This window comes from Amycolatopsis keratiniphila subsp. keratiniphila (genome assembly GCF_001620365.2).
Classification (GTDB): domain Bacteria; phylum Actinomycetota; class Actinomycetes; order Mycobacteriales; family Pseudonocardiaceae; genus Amycolatopsis; species Amycolatopsis keratiniphila.
Window position 1 is genome coordinate 117,592 of sequence record NZ_LQMT02000018.1, and the last position, 18,131, is coordinate 135,722.

General features: G+C 68.3%; 20 protein-coding genes. 9 read left to right on the plus strand and 11 right to left on the minus strand.

The window, feature by feature from the left end; all coding sequences use genetic code 11:
• Positions 1-149 precede the first annotated feature (149 nt).
• Positions 150-935 (plus strand): aminoglycoside adenylyltransferase domain-containing protein, encoded by a 786-nt coding sequence (locus tag AVR91_RS17655; RefSeq protein ID WP_063274268.1) that lies wholly within the window; start codon positions 150-152, stop codon positions 933-935.
• Here AVR91_RS17655 and AVR91_RS17660 read toward each other — a convergent pair.
• Positions 912-2,420, minus strand: a complete 1,509-nt coding sequence (locus tag AVR91_RS17660) for a fatty acyl-CoA synthetase (RefSeq protein ID WP_063274269.1) — start codon at positions 2,418-2,420, stop codon at positions 912-914. The genes AVR91_RS17655 and AVR91_RS17660 overlap by 24 nt on opposite strands.
• Before the next feature lie 52 nt (positions 2,421-2,472).
• Between AVR91_RS17660 and AVR91_RS17665 the strand changes: the two genes are divergently transcribed.
• The 4 genes from AVR91_RS17665 (at position 2,473) to AVR91_RS17680 (ending at position 5,662) form a co-directional block, all read left to right on the plus strand.
• Positions 2,473-3,378, plus strand: coding sequence for an aldose 1-epimerase family protein (locus AVR91_RS17665; RefSeq protein ID WP_063274270.1), 906 nt, complete (start codon positions 2,473-2,475; stop codon positions 3,376-3,378).
• Between the two features lies 1 nt (position 3,379).
• Positions 3,380-3,862, plus strand: coding sequence for a GNAT family N-acetyltransferase (locus tag AVR91_RS17670; protein WP_063274271.1), 483 nt, complete (start codon positions 3,380-3,382; stop codon positions 3,860-3,862).
• Between the two features lie 11 nt (positions 3,863-3,873).
• Entirely contained in the window at positions 3,874-5,103 is a 1,230-nt protein-coding gene (locus AVR91_RS17675; protein ID WP_063274272.1) for an amidohydrolase, read from the plus strand.
• A 67-nt stretch (positions 5,104-5,170) separates the two neighbouring features.
• The gene (locus tag AVR91_RS17680; RefSeq protein WP_063274273.1) at positions 5,171-5,662 is read left to right on the plus strand and encodes a hypothetical protein; all 492 of its coding nucleotides are present in this window, start codon (positions 5,171-5,173) and stop codon (positions 5,660-5,662) included.
• Between the two features lie 32 nt (positions 5,663-5,694).
• Here AVR91_RS17680 and AVR91_RS17685 read toward each other — a convergent pair whose 3' ends face one another.
• Both AVR91_RS17685 and AVR91_RS17690 read right to left on the minus strand, forming a co-directional pair.
• Entirely contained in the window at positions 5,695-6,312 is a 618-nt protein-coding gene (locus AVR91_RS17685; RefSeq protein WP_083737611.1) for a Uma2 family endonuclease, read from the minus strand.
• A 73-nt stretch (positions 6,313-6,385) separates the two neighbouring features.
• Entirely contained in the window at positions 6,386-7,531 is a 1,146-nt protein-coding gene (locus tag AVR91_RS17690) for an acyl-CoA dehydrogenase family protein (protein ID WP_063274274.1), read from the minus strand.
• A 103-nt stretch (positions 7,532-7,634) separates the two neighbouring features.
• On the opposite strand from AVR91_RS17690, the gene AVR91_RS17695 reads away from it, so the two are divergent.
• From AVR91_RS17695 to AVR91_RS17710, 4 genes are all read left to right on the plus strand, one after another.
• Complete coding sequence (locus tag AVR91_RS17695) at positions 7,635-8,225, plus strand: TetR/AcrR family transcriptional regulator (RefSeq protein WP_063274275.1); 591 nt, start codon at positions 7,635-7,637, stop codon at positions 8,223-8,225.
• 43 nt (positions 8,226-8,268) lie between these two features.
• On the plus strand, positions 8,269-9,210 hold the full coding sequence (locus tag AVR91_RS17700) for a carbohydrate kinase family protein (protein ID WP_063274276.1): 942 nt from the start codon (positions 8,269-8,271) through the stop codon (positions 9,208-9,210).
• 192 nt (positions 9,211-9,402) lie between these two features.
• A complete protein-coding gene (locus AVR91_RS17705) occupies positions 9,403-10,719 on the plus strand; it encodes a citrate synthase (RefSeq protein ID WP_051972324.1) in 1,317 nt (438 codons plus the stop codon).
• Between the two features lie 116 nt (positions 10,720-10,835).
• Entirely contained in the window at positions 10,836-12,182 is a 1,347-nt protein-coding gene (locus AVR91_RS17710; protein WP_063274277.1) for a cryptochrome/photolyase family protein, read from the plus strand.
• Here the strand turns inward: AVR91_RS17710 and AVR91_RS17715 are convergent.
• The 8 genes from AVR91_RS17715 to AVR91_RS17750 all read right to left on the minus strand — a co-directional run bounded on the left by AVR91_RS17715 (position 12,179) and on the right by AVR91_RS17750 (position 18,057).
• Positions 12,179-13,369 (minus strand): ABC transporter permease, encoded by a 1,191-nt coding sequence (locus tag AVR91_RS17715; protein WP_063274278.1) that lies wholly within the window; start codon positions 13,367-13,369, stop codon positions 12,179-12,181. The genes AVR91_RS17710 and AVR91_RS17715 overlap by 4 nt on opposite strands.
• A complete protein-coding gene (locus AVR91_RS17720; protein ID WP_063274279.1) occupies positions 13,366-14,292 on the minus strand; it encodes an ABC transporter ATP-binding protein in 927 nt (308 codons plus the stop codon). The genes AVR91_RS17715 and AVR91_RS17720 overlap by 4 nt, the downstream gene beginning before the upstream one ends.
• Positions 14,289-14,519 carry a hypothetical protein gene (locus AVR91_RS17725; RefSeq protein WP_063274280.1) on the minus strand — a complete coding sequence of 77 codons (231 nt, stop codon included), beginning with the start codon at positions 14,517-14,519 and terminating at the stop codon, positions 14,289-14,291. The genes AVR91_RS17720 and AVR91_RS17725 overlap by 4 nt, the downstream gene beginning before the upstream one ends.
• Complete coding sequence (locus tag AVR91_RS17730; RefSeq protein WP_063274281.1) at positions 14,516-14,971, minus strand: hypothetical protein; 456 nt, start codon at positions 14,969-14,971, stop codon at positions 14,516-14,518. The genes AVR91_RS17725 and AVR91_RS17730 overlap by 4 nt, the downstream gene beginning before the upstream one ends.
• Complete coding sequence (locus AVR91_RS17735) at positions 14,968-15,513, minus strand: hypothetical protein (RefSeq protein ID WP_063274282.1); 546 nt, start codon at positions 15,511-15,513, stop codon at positions 14,968-14,970. The genes AVR91_RS17730 and AVR91_RS17735 overlap by 4 nt, the downstream gene beginning before the upstream one ends.
• Positions 15,510-15,779: a helix-turn-helix transcriptional regulator gene (locus tag AVR91_RS17740; protein WP_005155992.1), complete on the minus strand. Its 270-nt coding sequence runs from the start codon at positions 15,777-15,779 to the stop codon at positions 15,510-15,512. Before AVR91_RS17740 ends, AVR91_RS17735 begins: the two co-directional genes overlap by 4 nt.
• Positions 15,780-15,955: 176 nt before the next feature.
• Entirely contained in the window at positions 15,956-17,497 is a 1,542-nt protein-coding gene (locus tag AVR91_RS17745; protein WP_063274283.1) for a glycerol-3-phosphate dehydrogenase/oxidase, read from the minus strand.
• The gene (locus AVR91_RS17750; RefSeq protein WP_063274284.1) at positions 17,494-18,057 is read right to left on the minus strand and encodes a TetR/AcrR family transcriptional regulator; all 564 of its coding nucleotides are present in this window, start codon (positions 18,055-18,057) and stop codon (positions 17,494-17,496) included. The genes AVR91_RS17745 and AVR91_RS17750 overlap by 4 nt, the downstream gene beginning before the upstream one ends.
• Positions 18,058-18,131 lie beyond the last annotated feature (74 nt).

The window sequence follows — 18,131 nt, forward strand, 5'->3', positions numbered from 1 at the left end:
GGTGATCCAACTCGGATCTCGCGTGATTGGAGGCGTAACTCGCGTGATCAGACACCGCACTCATGAGTTACGCCTCTGACCACGCGAGTTACGTGTCTGATCACGCGAGTCACGCCTTGCCGCTCATAAAGCCGGGTAGCGTCCGACCCGTGTACACGCCCTACGCCGAACTCGACCAGGTACTCACCGACCTGGTCGCCTCAGCCCGCGAGATCCTCGGCGACACGTACGTCGGCGCGTACGTCCAGGGCTCCTTCGCGCTCGGCGCCGGTGACCTCCACAGCGACTGCGACTTCATCATCGCGACCACCGAACCGCCGAGCGGCCGGATCGAAGCCGATCTCCGCGTGCTCCACGACGAACTCCCCACCGGAGAAGGCTTCTGGTGCAAGGAAATCGAGGGCTCGTACGCGGACATCGCGTCCCTGAAAACGAGCAAGGGGCTCGGCACCCCGTGGCTGTATTGCGACCACGGCCACCGCGTCCTGATCTGGGACACCCACTGCAACAGCCTCCACACGCGCTGGATCCTGCGCCACAAAGGCATCGTGCTCGACGGTCCGCCGATCGCGAGCCTGGTCGACGAGCCGCCGCCGGACGCGATGCGCGCGGCCATGCGCCAGGAACTGCACGGCTTGGTCGACGGCGTGCGGACGTGGGCGCCCTTCGACATCGCCTGGACCCAGCGCTACATAGTGTCGACTTGTTGCCGCGTGCTCTACACCTTGCGCACGGCCGAGGTCGAGTCGAAACACGGCGCGCTCGAATGGGCGCGCGAGAACCTCGATCCGCGTTGGCGCCCGTTGCTCACGCAGGTGCTCCAAGACCGTGACCTCGGCTGGGACCCCGGCGATCCGCCGCGTCCGGGCAGTCTCGAAGCGGCCTGCGAATTCGCCGCGTACGCCGAGTCGCTAGACGCCGATCGCGGACGCTGATCCGCCGAACTGTTGCCGCAGCTCGCGTTTGAGCAGTTTCCCGGACGCGTTCTTCGGCAGTTCGCCGACGAAATGCACCGACTTCGGCACCTTGTGCGCCGCGAGCGACTTCTTGGCGAACTCGATCAGTTCCGCTTCTCCGACGGGTTCCTTCACCACGACCACCGCGGCGATCGCCTCGATCCAGCGTTCGTGCGGCAGGCCCACGACGGCGACCTCGGCGACGGCGGGATGCGCGTACAGCGCGTCTTCCACCTCGCGCGACGCGACGAGCACGCCGCCGGTGTTGACGACGTCCTTGATCCGGTCGACGACGAACAGGTAGCCCTCCTCGTCCTGCCGCACCAGGTCGCCGGAATGGAACCAGCCGCCCGCGAACGCTTCCACCGATTCCTCGGGCTTGCCCCAGTAACCGGTGCACAGCTGGGGAGAGCGGTAGACGACCTCGCCGAGTTCGCCCGGTCGGACGTCGTTCATCTCGGCGTCCACCACGCGCGTCTCGACGAAAAGGATCGGGCGGCCGACGGAATCCGGGCGTGCGTCGTGCTCTTCGGGCCGCAGGACCGTCGCGAGTGGACCGATCTCCGACTGCCCGAAGCAGTTGTAGAACCCGACTTCCGGCAGCCGTGCGCGGAGCGCGTTCAGCACCGGCACCGGCATGATCGAAGCGCCGTAGTACGCCTTGGTGAGGCAGCCCAGGTCCGCGTCCGCGAGGCCGGGGTGGTTCGCGAGCCCGACCCAGACGGTCGGCGGGAAGAACAGCGAAGTGATGCCCTGACGCGGAATCCGCGCCAGGATGTCGCCGAGGTCGGGCCCCTCGACGAGATGGTTCGTCGCGCCGACGGCCAGCCCGGGCATGAGGAACACGTGCATCTGCGCCGAGTGGTACAGCGGCAACGCGTGCAGCGGCACGTCGCGGTCGCTCAGGTCGAGCGCGGCGATGCAGGACGAGTATTCGTGCACCAGCGCGCGGTGGGTGAGCATCGCGCCCTTCGGCCGCGAGGTCGTCCCGGACGTGTAGAGCAGCTGGACGAGGTCGTCGTCCGCGACCCCGGATTCCTCGTGCGGCTCGACGGTCTCGTCCAGTGCCCAGTCCAGAACGTCCAGTGTGGACACATGATCGACGCCGACGTGCTCGGCCAGCGCGGGGTCGACGAAGGCGACGGCGGGCTCGGACTGGGTGAGCAGATACTCGAGTTCCTCGCCGCGGGCGTTGAAGTTCACCGGCACGTGCACCAGCCCGGCCCGCGCGCAACCGAGGTACAGCAACAGGTACGCGTCGGAATTCTTGCCGAAGACCGCGACCCGGTCACCGTGGACGAGCCCGCGATCGAGCAGCTTCGCCGCGACCCGGCCCGCCGCGCGGTCGAGCTCCGCGTACGTCCACACGCGATCGGCGAACGTGAGCGCGACCCGGCCCGGGACGCGGCGCGCGCTCCGTTCCAGGACACGGCCGACGGTGCTGGGGTAGCCGGGAACGGTCATCGCGGCGGTCTCCTTCGTCCGGGCGTGGCGTTCTCACAGTAACCTCGTCGGCATGGCCAATCCCACCGGAGAGCAGTTCGAAATCACCCGCGGCAACGCGCGAGCCGTCATCACCGAGATCGGTGCCGGGTTGCGCGCGTTCGAGGTCGGCGGGGTGCCCTACGTCGAGGCGTTCGCCGAGGACGAGAAGCCGCCGAAGGGCGCCGGACAGGTGTTGCTGCCCTGGCCGAACCGCACCAAGGGCGGCCAGTGGGACTACCAGGGCGAGAAGCAGCAGCTCCCGATCACCGAAGAGGCGCGCGGCAACGCGATCCACGGCCTGACCCGGCACGAGGAATGGGAGCTCCTCGAACACGCCGAGTCGTCGATCACCCTGGCCATCGACGTCCCGGCGCAGGAGGGCTGGCCGGTGCCGCTGCGCGCGACGATCACCTACGAGATCTCGCCGCGCGAGCTGGTCGTCACGCACGAGATCCGCAACGAGGGCGAGGCCCCGATCGGCGTCGGGCTCGGCACGCACCCGTATTTCCGCATCGGCGACGCGCCCACCGACGAGCTGACCCTGACGCTGCCCGCGAGCCGGGTCCGGCCGTATCTCGGCGACGAGCAGATGCCGTACGCCGACGAGCAGGACGTCGAGGGCACCGAGTACGACTTCCGGTCCGGCAAGCTGCTCGAAGGCGTCAACTTGGACACGGCGTTCGGCGGGCTGAGTGTCGCCGAAGACGGCAACCACCACTACATCCTTTCGCACGGGGACCAGGAACTGCTGGTCTGGGCCGGGCCGGACTTCCGGTGGGCGCAGGTGTTCACGCCGGACGACCTCGTCGGCCGCGGCCGGGCGGTGGCCATCGAACCGATGACCTGCCCCGCCGACGCGCTCAACACCGGCACCGACCTGATCGAGCTGGAGCCCGCGTCGTCGTGGACCGGGAGCTGGGGAATCCGGGTGCGCTGAGATGCCGCTTCTCCGCCTGGGGCCCGCCGACGCGGGCGAGGTGCTCACGCTGCAGCGCGCGGCGTACGTCCCGGAGGCCAGGGCGCACGAGAACATCGACCTCCCGCCGCTGATGGAGACCTTCGAGCAGGCCAAGGCGGCTCTGGGTGATCCCGCGTGTTCCACCTGGGGCATCAGGGAATCCGGGCGGCTGGTGGCGAGCGTGCGGATCGTCGTGGACGGCGACGCCGGTCTCGTCGGCAGGCTCATCGTCGCCCCGGACAGGCAGGGACACGGGCTCGGCAGCTCCTTGCTGCTCGCCGCCGAAGACGCCGCGCCGCCTTCGGTGACCGTGTTCCGCCTGTTCACCGGGGAGCGGAGCGCCGGTCCGCTGCGGATGTACCGGAAGCTCGGCTACGTCGAGACGCACCGCACGCCCGAGAAGCACTACGAACTGGTCCATTTCGAAAAGCCCCGCGTGCGGACCGGCGGCCCAGTTCGTTAGCGTGTCAAAGTATGTCTGACAAAGCACAGGTCAAGGCCATCGTCGGTGGTTACGTCGTCCCGGTCGACGGTGATCCCATCGACGGCGGCACGGTCCTCATCGAGAACGGGAAGATCGCCGCGGTCGGCACGGCCGCCGAGGTCGACGTCCCCGACGACGCCGAACTGATCGACGCCGCGGGCAGCTGGGTGCTGCCCGGATTCATCGACGCGCACGCCCACCTCGGCGTCCACGAAGATGGAGAAGGCTGGTCCGGGAACGACACCAACGAGATGACCGACCCCAACGGCGCGCGGTTCCGCGCGATCGACGGGATCGACCCGTACGAGCCCGGCTTCGACGACGCGCTCGCGGGCGGCGTCACCAGCGTCGTCATCAAGCCCGGCTCGGGGAACCCCATCGGCGGGCAGACGATCGGCGTCAAGACCTGGGGCCGGACCGTGCTCGACATGATCTTCGCCGAGGGCGTCAGCGTGAAGAGCGCGCTCGGCGAGAACCCGAAGCGCGTGTACGGCGAGAAGAAGCAGACGCCGTCGACCAGGCTCGGTGTCGCGTCGACCATCCGTGACGCCTTCACCGCCGCGCGCAACTACGCCGCCCAGCGCGAGCACGCCGCCGGCGAGGGCAAGCCGTTCGACGTCGACCTCACCAAGGAGACGCTGGCCAAGGTCCTCGACGGGGAGCTGTACTGGGACCAGCACGTCCACCGCGCAGACGACATGGTCACCGCGATCCGGCTGGCCGACGAGTTCGGCTACAAGCTGGTGATCAACCACGGCACCGAAGGCCACCTGATCGCGGACCTGCTCGCCGAGCGGGACGTGCCGGTGATCCTCGGGCCGCTGTTCACCACCAAGTCCAAAGTGGAGCTGCGCAACCGCACCCTGCGCGCGCCCGGCATCCTCGCCAGGGCGGGCGTGCGGATCGCGATCACCACGGACCACCCGGTCGTGCCGATCAACTTCCTGGTGTACCAGGCCGCGCTGTCGGTGAAGGACGGCCTGGACCCGGAGACCGCGCTGAAGGCGCTGACCGTCAACCCGGCCGCGATGCTGGACCTCGACGACCAGGTCGGCTCGCTGAAGCCGGGCCTCGACGCCGACGTGGTCATCTGGTCGGGCGACCCGCTGGACGTGATGAATCGCGCGATGCGGGTGTTCGTGCGCGGGCGCGAGGTCTACCACTTCGACGAGGCGACCGGCGTCGGCGTCACCGAGGAGCGGCGCTACCGCGAAGGCTGACCCCGGTCTTGTCAGAACGACCGGCCCGTGCTCTCATGTGTTACACACTGGGGAGGATGTGTAACACATGAAGCGCTGGGTCTTCGTTCTGGTCGTCGGTATCGGGTTTCTCGTCGTCACCCTGTTGTTCGCCCGTGAGGATCCGAGTGTCATCAAATGCGGTGGCCGGATCATGGGCCCCGGCGACGTCTGCGAAAGCACCAAGGGCGGCCGCGTGGTCGACGAGGACACTTACGACCAGATGAAGGCCGCTGCCGAGTCCCGTGCCGAGACGTTCCGGAATCACGGTCTCTGGATGGCAGGGGTCGGTGTCGCGCTGACCGGCTTGGGGGCGACGATGCTGATCCGCGGGAAACGGCGCAAGGACCGCGCCATCGCCGCGGCTCGGCAGGATATGCAGTGGCAGGCGCAGGCGGGTTTCCCGCAGCAGCAGGGTTTTCCGCAGCCCCAGTGGCAACCCGCACCGGGGCAGCGGCCTTATCCGCCGCAGAACGGATGGCCGCAGCAGCCCGGTCCGCCGCCACAGCAGTTCGGCCCGCCGGGGTACGGCGGCTCGTGAGTGTTTCGGGTCGTTCTAACAACCCGAAACACTCACGACAGCAGCCGGTCGAGATCCAGCTTCACCGGAAACGGTTCGACGGCCCTGAATTCGCCTGTCATGGCCGGAGCGTCCTGATAGCCGAGTTCGCCCGCCTGGTGACAGGCGACAAGCGAGACCGGTTCGCTGAGATCGACGATCCAGTAATGCGGGATCCCCGCGTCGGCGTACTCGCCGTGTTTGGTCACGTAGTCGGTGCGCTTCGAGCCAGGCGACACGATCTCGACCACCACGACGACGTCGTCCGCGTGATACATCGTGTCTTCTTCGTCGATCCGTTCGCCTGCCTCGCGAAGGGCGATGATCAGATCCGGCCGCCTGGCGAAACCTGGCTCACCTGGGGGCACCAGTCCCAGATCTACGTCGATGTCCTGGACGAATTCGAGGTCATCGGGCAGCTGCGATTCCAGTTGCCTGGCCAAGGCGTACAGCGCCTTGTTGTGTCTCCTCTTGGGACTCGGCGACATGACGAGGCGGCCTTCCACGAGCTCGGTGAATCCGGAATCGGGCTCGCCGAGCGCCGCGTACTCCGCGACCGACAGCAGGTGATCCGGGATGGCCAACCCTGGTTCACCGTGCGACCCGGTCGTGGAATAGGGAAGGGCTGTCACAGCGTCTCCTCACGTCATCCACAGTGTCTCACGGCCACAGGTTGACCTTCGGTGATCGTATCAGCGCGGAGCGTCAGCCTTTCCGCAGTTCCCGAGCGATCACCATGCGCTGGATCTGGTTCGTGCCCTCGAAGATCTGCGGCACCTTCGCCTCCCGCATGTACCGCTCCACCGGGAAGTCCTTCGTGTAGCCGGCGCCGCCGAGGACCTGCACGGCGTCGGTGGTCACCTTCATCGCGCCGTCGGTCGCGACGAGCTTCGCGATGGACGCCTGCCGCTGGAACGGCAGCCCGCGGTCGCGGCGGCGGGCCGCGTCGAGGTACATCGCGCGCGAGGTCTCGACGGTCGCGGCCATGTCGGCCAGCAGGAACTCCAGGCCCTGGAACTCGATGATCGGCCGCCCGAACTGCGTGCGCCCCTTCGCGTACTCGAGTGCCTCGTCCAGCGCGGCCTGCGCGAGCCCGACGGCGCACGCCGCGATGCCCAGCCGCCCGGAGCTGAGCGACGACAGTGCGATCTTCAGCCCCTGGCCCTCTTCGCCGATCCGGCGTTCGGCGTCGACGGCGGCGTCTTCGAACATCAGCTGTGCCGTGGTCGACCCGGTGAGGCCCATCTTCCGTTCGGGCGGCGCGGCCGACAGGCCCGGCGTCGCCGCGTCGATGAGCAGGCAGCTGATGCCCTGCCCGCCCTCGTCGCTGGTGCGCACCATCGTCGTGTAGAAGTCGGCCTCACCCGCGTGGGTGATCCACGCCTTCGTGCCGTTCACGACGTACCGGTCGCCATCGAGCCGCGCGCGAGTGGACAAGGCGGCCGCGTCGGAGCCGGCGTGGGTCTCCGAGAGGGCGTACGCGCCCAGCAGGCCGCCTTCGAGCATCGCGGGCAGCCAGCGGTCACGCTGTTCGTCGGTGCCGTGGTGCGCCAGCGCGAAGCAGGACATCGTGTGCACGGAGAGCCCGACGCCCACCGACATCCACGCCGCCGCGATCTCCTCCAGAACCTGCAGGTAGACCTCGTACGGCAGCTCACCGCCACCCCAGCGCTCCGAGTACGGCAGGCCGAGGAGCCCCGCCTGGCCGAGCAGCCGGAACTGTTCGCGCGGGAAGTGCGCGGTCTCTTCGTACTTGCTCGCGATCGGGGCGAGTTCCTCGCGCGCGATCTCCTTGGCCAGGTCGATCAGGTCCTGGGCCTCGGTGCTGGGCAGCAGACGGTCCGCCGGCATGGCTCCTCCGAGCTGAGCGGTACTAAAAACAGTACTGTGGGCTGATTCAGCGTACAGTAGACGGCGCTGGGGGTACACCGTTCGCGTAGGGGATAGTGATCCGATGACCTCGCGCCGCCAGCCCACCGCGCGTCAGAAAGCGCTGCTCTCGGAACTCGAAGCGCTCTTCCTCGCCGAGGGGTTCTCCCAGTTCACGCTGGACGACCTGGCCGCGAGGCTCCGCTGCTCGAAATCGACCCTCTACGCGCTCGCCCCCAGCAAGGAGCAGCTCGCGGTGAAGGTCGTCACCCACTTTTTCAAGGGGGCCGCCGAGCTGCTGGAGGAGCGGATCGCCGGGATCGACGACGCCCGCAAGATCCTCGGCGAGTATCTCGCGGGGATCTCCGAATACCTGAATCGCGCCTCGGCCGCTTTCATGACCGACATCGCCGAATTCGCGCCGGCGCGGGACGCGTATCAGCTCAACAGCCGCGCCGCGGCCGCCCGGATCCGGTCGTTCATCGACCGAGGGGTCACCGACGGTGTTTTCCGCGAGGTGCACGCGCGGCTGATCGCGGAAATGGCGGGATTGATCATCGAGGGAATCCAGACCGGCGTGATCGGGCAGCGCACCGGGGTGACCGACGCCGAAGCGTTCACCGCGTTGTCGGAGCTTTTGCTCGGCGGCATCGCGACAAAAAATGTCCTGAACTGACAATTCTGGTGGTGGAACCACCGCCTCGGCTAGCATCGCGCCCGTGATCGTGGTGGGTGGAGAGGCGCTGGTCGACCTCGTTCCTGGTGAACCGTTGGATTCCACTGTGGACGGTGGGTTGCGCGCGCTGCTGCCCCGGATGGGTGGTGGTCCCTACAACGTCGCGCTCGCCGCCGGGCGGCTCGGCGTCCCGACGGGTTTCCTCTCGCGCGTCTCGAACGACCGTTTCGGTGTCGCGCTGGTGGACCGCCTGCACGCCTCCGGCGTCGACACCGCGTTGCTGCAGCGGGGAAACGAGCCGACGACGCTCGCCGTGGTCGCGCTCGACGACAAGGGCTCCGCCCGGTACACCTTCTACACCGAGGGCACCGCGGACCGGCTCGTCGCCGACCCCGGACCGCTCCCCGAAGATGTGACGGCGCTCTCCCTCGGCACCCTCGGCATGGTCCTGGAGCCGGGCGCGAGCACTTACGAAACGCTGTTGCGCCGCGAATCCGCGCGCGGCGTGCTGACCGTCCTCGATCCGAACATCCGTGCGGCGCTGATCGAGGATCCGGCGGCGTACCGGGCGCGGTTCGAGTCCTGGCTGCCGCATGTCCGCCTGCTCAAGATCTCCGACGACGACACGGAATGGCTCGCCGAAGGCGCCGACCCGGTCGACGCGGCAAAGGTCTGGACCTCTAGCGGAGTCGATGCCGTCGTGCTCACCCGCGGCGCGCGAGGGTTGTCCGTCATCACACGAGCGGGCGAAATCGCGCAGGTCCCGTCACGCCGGGTCGACGTGGTCGACACGATCGGCGCCGGTGACACCGTGCAAGGCGCCCTGCTGGCCTGGCTGTACTCGAACGGCGTGCGGGACGTGTCCACTCTCGACCCCGACGGCTGGCGCACGGCGCTCGAATTCGCGGCGAAAGCGGCGTCGATCACCGTCTCGCGGAGCGGGGCGGAACCGCCGACGGCCGAAGATATGGCATCCGCCGTGTGAACCTGGTCCCAAAGGGGCTGTTGTGAGCAACTCACCCGCTGCGCGTTGACCCCATTCTCGACTAGCGTGGAGGGGAATTCATACCCCAGCGGGGCGGTGTGCAGCGAGGCCGTGGGTCACGCGCGTGAAAGAGGGCGTACCTGTGGAACCTACAGGCGCCGCCGGCCCGTGCTGAACGTGAGAGGGACTTACATGTCCGACGCGACGACGGCTGCGGGGCAGTCCGGCGAGACCGCGACGCTGCGCCTGCCCAACGGTGAGCACGAGTTCAAGGTGATCCACCCGGTGGAGGGTGCGCCCGGGATCGAGCTGGGGAAGCTGCTGGCGACGACCGGGTACATCACCCACGACCCGGGGTTCGTGAACACCGGCGCCGCGTCCTCGGCCATCACCTACATCGACGGTGACGCCGGCATCCTGCGCTACCGCGGGTACCCGATCGAGCAGCTGGCCGAGAAGTCGACCTTCATCGAGGTCTCGTACCTGCTCATCTACGGCGAGCTGCCCACCCAGACGCAGCTGTCGGAGTTCACCGAAAAGATCCAGCGCCACACCCTGCTGCACGAAGACCTGAAGGCCTTCTTCAGCGGCTTCCCGCGTGACGCGCACCCGATGCCGGTGCTGTCCAGCGCCGTATCCGCGCTGTCGACCTTCTACCAGGACTCGCTCAACCCGTTCGACGAACCGAACGTCGAGCTGTCCACCATCCGCCTGCTGGCCAAGGTCCCGACCCTGGCCGCGTACGCGTACAAGAAGTCCGTCGGCCAGCCGCTGCTGTACCCGGACAACTCGCTCGGCCTGGTCGAGAACTTCCTGCGGATGACCTTCGGCTTCCCGGCCGAGCCCTACGAGGTCGACCCGGACGTCGCCAAGGCGCTCGACCTGCTGTTCATCCTGCACGCCGACCACGAGCAGAACTGCTCCACCTCGACCGTGCGCCTCGTCGGCTCCTCCGAGGCGAACCTGTTCGCCTCGATCTCGGCCGGTATCAACGCGCTGTTCGGCCCGCTGCACGGTGGCGCCAACAGCGCGGTCCTGGACATGCTCGAGGGCATCCAGGCCGAGGGCGGCGACGTCGCGAACTTCGTCCAGCGCGTGAAGAACAAGGAAAAGGGTGTCCGCCTGATGGGCTTCGGGCACCGGGTCTACAAGAACTACGACCCGCGCGCGAAGATCATCAAGAACACCGCGGACGAGATCCTCTCCAAGCTCAAGGGCGGCGACCAGCTGCTCGACATCGCGAAGAAGCTGGAAGAGACCGCGCTCTCGGACGACTACTTCATCGAGCGGAAGCTGTACCCGAACGTCGACTTCTACACCGGCCTGATCTACCGGGCGCTCGGTTTCCCGACGAAGTACTTCACCGTGCTGTTCGCGCTCGGCCGCCTGCCGGGCTGGATCGCGCACTGGCGCGAGATGATCCAGGACCCGGCCACCAAGATCGGCCGCCCGCGGCAGATCTACACCGGCTACGCGTCGCGGGACTACGCGCCCATCTCGGAGCGCTGATCCCGCCCCTCCCGCAAATGTCATGAAAGGGTCGTTCCTGACGTTTTTCGTCAGGAACGACCCTTTCATGACATCCGGGCGTGCGAGGCCAAGGGACCGGCCTTAGGGTTTCCGGAGTGACCAGAGAAGCCCCGGTAGTGCTGTGGTTCCGCCGCGACCTCCGCCTCGGCGACCACGCCGCCCTGCTGGAGGCTTCGAAGCACAGCAAGCACGTCCTCGCGCTGTACGTCCTTGACGACGCGCTCCTCAAACCCTCCGGCGCCCCGCGCGTCGCGTTCCTGCACGGCTGCCTGAAGGCGCTGGACGACCAGCTCGGCGGACGCCTGATGCTGGTCAAGGGCGACCCGGCCGAGGAGGTCGTCAAGGCCGCTCGCGAGGTCGGCGCCGCGACCGTGCACGTCAGCGCCGACACCGGCCCGTACGGCCGCCGCCGCGACGACGAGGTCAAGAAGGCGTTGGCGGAGCACGACATCGCCTGGGTCGAGACAGGTTCGTCGTACGCGATCACGCCCGGCCGCATCACCAAGCCCGATGGCGACCCGTACCGCGTGTTCACCCCGTTCTACCGTGCGTGGGTGCGTCACGGCTGGCCGCGCCCCGCCGACACCGGAGAGTCCATTGTGGACTGGCTGGAGCCGCCGCGATCGGTCAAGCTTCCGAAATCCCCGTCGCTCAAAGGAATGGAGCTGCCCGAGCCCGGCGAGAAGGCGGCGCTGGAGCGCTGGCACGAGTTCCTGGACGACGGCCTGGAAACCTACGACGAGGATCGCGACCGTCCCGATCGTCCCGGTACGACAAGGCTTTCGCCGTATCTGCGCTGGGGTTGCGTCCATCCGCGCACCCTGCTGGCCGACCTCTCCGGAAACGAGGGCTCCGGCGCCAAAGCACTGCGCGGCGAGTTCGCCTGGCGCGAGTTCCACGCCGATGTCCTGTGGCACCGTCCCGAAACCGCGCGGAAGAACTACGATTCCCGGTTCGACGCCATGGAATACGAGAGCGACGACGAGGCATTCCGGCGGTGGTGTGAGGGACGCACCGGATTCCCGATCGTCGACGCCGGGATGCGCCAGTTGCTGGCCGAGGGCTGGATGCACAACCGCGTCCGGATGATCGTGGCGAGCTTCCTGGTCAAGGATCTGCATCTGCCGTGGTGGCTCGGCGCACGGCATTTCATGAAGCATCTGGTCGACGGGGATCTCGCGTCGAACCAGCTGAACTGGCAGTGGGTCGCGGGGAGCGGCACCGACGCCGCGCCCTACTTCCGGATCTTCAACCCGACGACGCAGGGGGAGAAGTTCGACCCCGCCGGTGACTACGTCCGCCGCTATGTCCCCGAACTCCGGTTTGTGCAGGGCAAAGCCGTGCACAAACCGGAGAACGTCGAGGACTATCCGGCACCGATGGTCGACCACTCGCACGAACGTCAGGTCGCACTGGAGCGCTACGGCGCCATCAAAGGTTAGCCGCGCAGGGCTTCCGAAAGCTTGATCCGGCTGCCGACCCGCAGGACGCTGTTCTGGTAGATCCGCGCGCCCAGCCAGGTGAACAGGGCGATGGCGGCCACGGTCAGGCCCAGCGACGCCACGATCTCCCACACCTCGACGGTGCCCGCCGCGATCCGCGCGGGCATCAGCACCGGGGAAAGCAGCGGCACCAGGGAAAGCACCTTCGTCCCCGTGCCTTCCGGTGCCTGGGCCAGCAGGTTGAACCCGACGACGAAGCCGAGGATCAGCACGATGTTGACCGGCCCGATCACCGACTGGGTGTCCTCCTGCCGGGAGACCAGCGAACCCATGGCGCCGTAGACGGTGGCGTACAGCAGGAACCCGAGCAGGTACCACACGACACCCCACAGCAGGGCACTCGTCGCGACCCCGGACAGCGTCAGCACGTCGGTCGCCGAAGCGACGATCAACCCGGCGCCACCGATGATCACCAGCTGCGTCAGCCCGACCAGGCCGAGCCCGATCACCTTGCCCAGCAACAGATGCCACGGCCGGACCGTGGACAGCAGGATCTCCACCACCCGGCTGGACTTCTCTTCGACCACACCCTGCGCGACCAGCGTCCCGTAGGTCACGATGCTCATGTACAGCAGCACCGCGACGATCAGCCCGATCACCATCCGCTGCGACTTCTCGGGGTCCGGGGGTTTGATCGAGTCGACCTCGACCTGGGTCTGGTGGACCGTGCGCATCACCTGCTCAGGGGACTCCTGGGCTTCGGAAAGGATGCCGTTCAGCACCTCCTGCTGGGAAACGCCGTTCAGCAGCGCGCGCAGCTTGGTGTCCAATTCGGACTTGACGAGCACCTTCAGCTCGGTGGCGTTGCCGGACAGCAGCGCGTCGAGATCACCGTTTTCGACCTGCGAGCGGCCCTGCGCCGGATCGGCGACGGTGACGGTCTCGATCTTCTCGCCGATGGCTTCGCCCGCGGTCTTGAGCTGCTGCGCGATCCCGGCGGTCTGCCCGGTGAGGCCGACCTTGCTCTTGTCCTCGTTGCTGATCAGCGTGGACTGCAGCAGGACGTAGCCCATCAGCATGACCAGCAGGACGGCGGTGCCGATCACGAAGGACCTGGTGCGCAGCCGGGTGTTCAGCTCGCGTTTGGCGATGAGCCAGACCGCGCGCCATGAGGAAACGGTGTTCATGCGGAAACTCCCTGTGCCGCCGGCTTCTCGGCGACGGCGTCGCGGAAGAGCTCGGTCAGCGAACGCCTGCGTTTGGTGAATTCGGTGACCGGGCCGGTGGCCAGCGCCGCGGCGAGCACGGCCTGATCGTCGGCACCCGTCTCGAGTTCGAGGATCGTCGTCGGGCCGTTGTGCTCGATCGTCCGGACACCGGGGACGGCCGAAGCCCAGCCGGGGCCGGCGGCCGGCGCGGTGACGACGAGCCCGTTGCCCGCGCCGGCGGTCAGCTCCCCGACGGTGCCGGAGGCGACCATCCGTCCACTTCGGATGATGCCGACCCGGTCGCACAGCCGCTCGACCAGATCCAGCTGGTGACTGGAGAACACCACCGGCACGCCGGTCGCGGCCTTCTCCCGCAGCACCCCGCTCATCACGTCCACGGCCAGCGGGTCGAGGCCGGAGAACGGCTCGTCCAGCACGAGGACCTTCGGGTCGTGCACCAGCGCGGCGGCGAGCTGCACGCGCTGCTGGTTGCCGAGGCTCAGCTTCTGGACCTCGTCCTTGCGGCGTTCGGTCAGGCCGAGCCGGGCGATCCAGTTCTCGGCGCTGCGGTGGGCGTCGTTGGCCGACATGCCGTGCAGCTCGGCGAGATAGACCAGCTGCTCCAGCACTTTCATCTTCGGGTACAGCCCGCGCTCCTCCGGCATGTACCCGATATGCGTGCGGGTCTCGTGCGTGATCGGGGCGCCACCGAAGCGCACCTCGCCGGAGTCGGCCGCCAGCACCCCGAGCACGATCCGCATCGTGGTGGTCTTGCCCGCGCCGTTGCTGCCGACGAAGCCGAACAGCTCACCGGGCTGGACGTCGAAGCTCACCTCGTCCAGCGCCACCTTCGCGCCGTAGCGCTTGGAGATCTTGTCGATCTCCAGCTTCCCCTCGCTCATTTCCACTTCCCCTCTTCGAAATACCGCACCAGCGCCGCGAATCCCCGATGGACGCCGGAAACCGTGCGGTTCCGTTCGATCAGCCCGTCCAGCTTGACGTTGCTCACCACCGAGGTGGCCCGGTACACCAGGACCGCCCTCCCCGCGCCGGCGAGGACCCCACCCGCCACCAGCACGACGGCGACCACGCCGATGGACATCCTGTGCCGTTTCTTCTCCCCGGTCATGCCGGAGCCACCCCCTCGAAGTCTTCGGGGTCGTCGTCCGGCAGCCGCCACGCGAGCCACAGCGCCGGTAGCGACGTCCCGAAGACGAACAACGCCGCTGTCATCGCGGACAGCAACGAACCGGGATCCGGTTGTCCTGCCGCGTAAAGCCCGTACCCGAGATCCACCAGCATCAGCACGCAGATCCCCTGGAACGCAGCGTAGTGCGCGCGGTTTCGCAACAGCAGTTCGCGTTCGTCGAGATCCTTCGCCGCGGAGCCGGGCCTGCCGACGGCCTTGCGCAGCACCGCCACGGTGCCGACGCAGAGACACAGCCCGGGCCCCATCAAGCCCACGGCGAACCACAAGGTCGGCTCGCGCAGCAACGCGGCACCGGCGATCACGACCAGATGGCCGATCACGGCCGCGACGGCGAGCCGACGGCGATCCGCTCGCGTGCGGGTGGTGGTCATGCCGGGCTCACCCCTTCGAAGTCTTCGGGATCGTCGTCGGGCAACGACCAGCCCAGGATGACGGTGGACAGTGTGGTGCCGGTGACCAGCAACGCGCAGCCCATCATCGCGCCACGCGCGCCGCCGTCCTCGGTGCCCGAGACGACCAGGCCGTAGATCACCGCGACCAGCATCAAGGCCACCAGGACCTGGTAGCTGACGTAGGTGACGCGGTGGCGCCATTCCCGCTCGCGTTCGTCGAGCCGCATCGAGAACCCGCCGCTCATCTTGCCGGTGAGGATCCGCAGCAGGTATTGCGCGCTGCCGGCGATGACGGCCCCGCCGAACCAGCACACCACGAACAGCGGCGGGGGCTGCGCGTGGAACAGGGCGGCACCGACGATCAGGATCAGGTCGCCGACGAGCACCAGCACACTCAACGCCCGTCGCCGTTTCCGCGTGCGCCACGCCGGCAGCTTCAGCGCTCGCTTGCGTTCCACCTCGTCCAGCCGCTCCTGCTGACGCTCCCAGTACGCCGCGAGACGGCCTCGCTCCTCACTCATGTTCCCCCCTCCCGGTAGACCTGAGTGGACAGCGGCGTGAACGGTTCGCGGCTGAACACGGCTTCGACCGGGAGGTCGAACACCGCGCAGATGCGGAACGCCAGGTCCAGGCTCGGGTAGTGGTCTCCCCGTTCGAGCGCGCCGATGGTCTGCGGGTTGACCTCGACGGCCGTCGCGAGGGCGGCCCTGCTCAGTCCACGCTCGGCCCGGAGCACGGGAAGCCGGTTGTAGATCGGCAGCTCTTTGCCGCGTCTTACCGGGCTCATGGAACATACTGTTGCAAAAACCCAACGACTCGTCAAGCTGGGGGCATGACTCACCACATTTAGAGGACGCTGGGTGCCCACGGTGTCCGGCAGCGGCCGGTGTTGCGAAAGCCACTTTCGCAACACCGGTCAAGGCCGGGTCCTGTCGAGTGTCGTCCGTCCAGATGCGGGAGGGGTCAGGCGAGGCCGGCGAGCGACTTGTCGACAAGTTCCTGGACGCGGGCGCGGGCGGCCGCGGCGTCGGGGGCGACCAGGCCGAGCCGCGTGCGGCGCTCCAGGACGTCCTCGACGTCGAGTGCGCCTTCGTGCCGCACGGCCCAGACGACCTCCGCCGCGCTGATGTCGCTCCCGTCGAACAAGGACAGTCCCAGTTCCGGGTCGACCTCGCCGAGTGCCGCGACCCGCGGCGCTTCGGTGCCGTACTTCGCGACCAGCCGAGGCGGAGCGTCCACAGTGGACAGACGATCGCGCGGTGTCGCGCCGAGCAACGGGAGCCGGGAAGTCGTCGACGGCCCGGCGAGGAGCCCGGACCGCTTCAAGGCGGCATCGACGGCGTCTTCGGCCATCTTCCGGTACGTCGTCAGCTTGCCGCCGACGACGGTGAGCACGCCGTCGGCCCCGGTCACCACCGCGTGCTTGCGGGAAAGATCCGCGCTGCGTCCGCCACCGCCTTCGACCAAGGGTCGCAGGCCGGCGAACGAGCCCGCGACGTCGGCGCGGGTCAACGGGCGGGTGAACGCCGTCGAGGCCACTTCGAGCAGGAAGTCCACATCGGACTCCGGCACGGCCGGCACCCGCGGCACCGGGCCGTCGATCGGTTCGTCGGTGACCCCGACGAAAACCCGGCCGTCCGGTTGCGGAAGCAGGAAGACGAAGCGGTTGTTCTCGCCGGGGACGGGCACGTTGACCGACGTCGCGCCGATCCGCGCCGCCCCCGAGGCCAGGACGAGATGCGAGCCGCGCGACGGCCGAAGCCGGACCGACTCCGCCAGTTCGCCCGCCCAGACACCTGTCGCGTTGATCACCTGGCGGGCGTGGATCTCGATTTCCTGCCCGGTGAGCCTGTCCCTGGCCAGCACCGATTCCGCGTCGAGCCGGAGCGCCTCGACCCTCGTCAGGATCTTCGCGCCGCGTGCCGCGGCTGTGCGGGCGAGGCTCACGACCAGCCGCGCGTCGTCGGTCAGCGCGCCGTCGTAGGCCAGCAGCGCCCCGCGCAGGCCTCGTGGGGACAGGCCGGGCGCGAGCGCCAGCGCCTCCGCGGCCGGGATCGACCTCGGGCGGGGCAGTACCGACGCGGGAGTCCCGGCCGCGCGGCGAAGACCGTCACCGGCTACGAGACCGGTCATGATGAAGGCCTGCTGACCGCGGGAGGTCTTGCGGTACATGGGGAACAGCTGCGGGATCGCCCTGGTGAGATGCGGGGCGGTACGGGTCATCAGGATGCCGCGCTCGACGGCACTTTCGTGTGCCAGCGCCAGATCGCCCTTGGCGAGATACCGGAGCCCGCCGTGGACCAGCTTGCTGGACCAGCGCGAAGTCCCGTACGCCAGGTCGTACGCCTCGATCAGGGCGACCGAAAGCCCGCGCGCGGCCGCGTCCAGCGCGATGCCGGTGCCGGTGACACCGCCGCCGACCACCACCAGATCGACCCGCTCGCCGCCGGCCAGCGCCGTGAGTTCCCGGTCGCGCCGCAGAGCGTTGAGCGAGCCCGGCGTCACGGGCGCAGCGCCGCGTCGAGCACGTGGGCGAATTCCGCCATCAGCTTCTTCTCGTCCACGTCCGCGATGGCCGGACGGTACGAGAACGCGAAGGACTGGATGAGCAGCAGCAGCGTGCGAGCCTGTGAGGCCGGATCACCCTTGCGGATCGAGCCGTCCTCGTGGCCCGACTTCAGCAGGTGCAGGATCACACCTTCGGCGAAGCGCTGGGTCTTCCCGAACCGCTCGACGATGTAGGGCAGGACCAGTTCCGAATCGAGGTCCAGGAGGGTGCGGAACAGCGGGTCGCCCGACAGCGCGGCGACGGCGGCCGAAGAGCTCTGGACGAGCTTCTCGCGGAAGTGGGCGGGCTCGGGTTCGGGTTCCGCGGCGCTCTGCAGCAGGCCGCCGAACTCACGGGTCATGAGGGTCGCGAGCACACTGCGCACGTCCGGGAACCGGCGGTAGACGGTCATCCGGCTGACCTTGGCGGTCCGGGCGATCTCGGCGAGGGTGGTCCGCCGCACACCGACGGCGAGCACGCACTTCTTCGCCGCGTCGAGCAGAACGTCGTCGGACACACGTGTCGAGGCCTGGCGGGATCGGGTGTCCGCCAGCGCCGAAACGCCTGTTTCCGCAGGTGAGTGACGTTTTA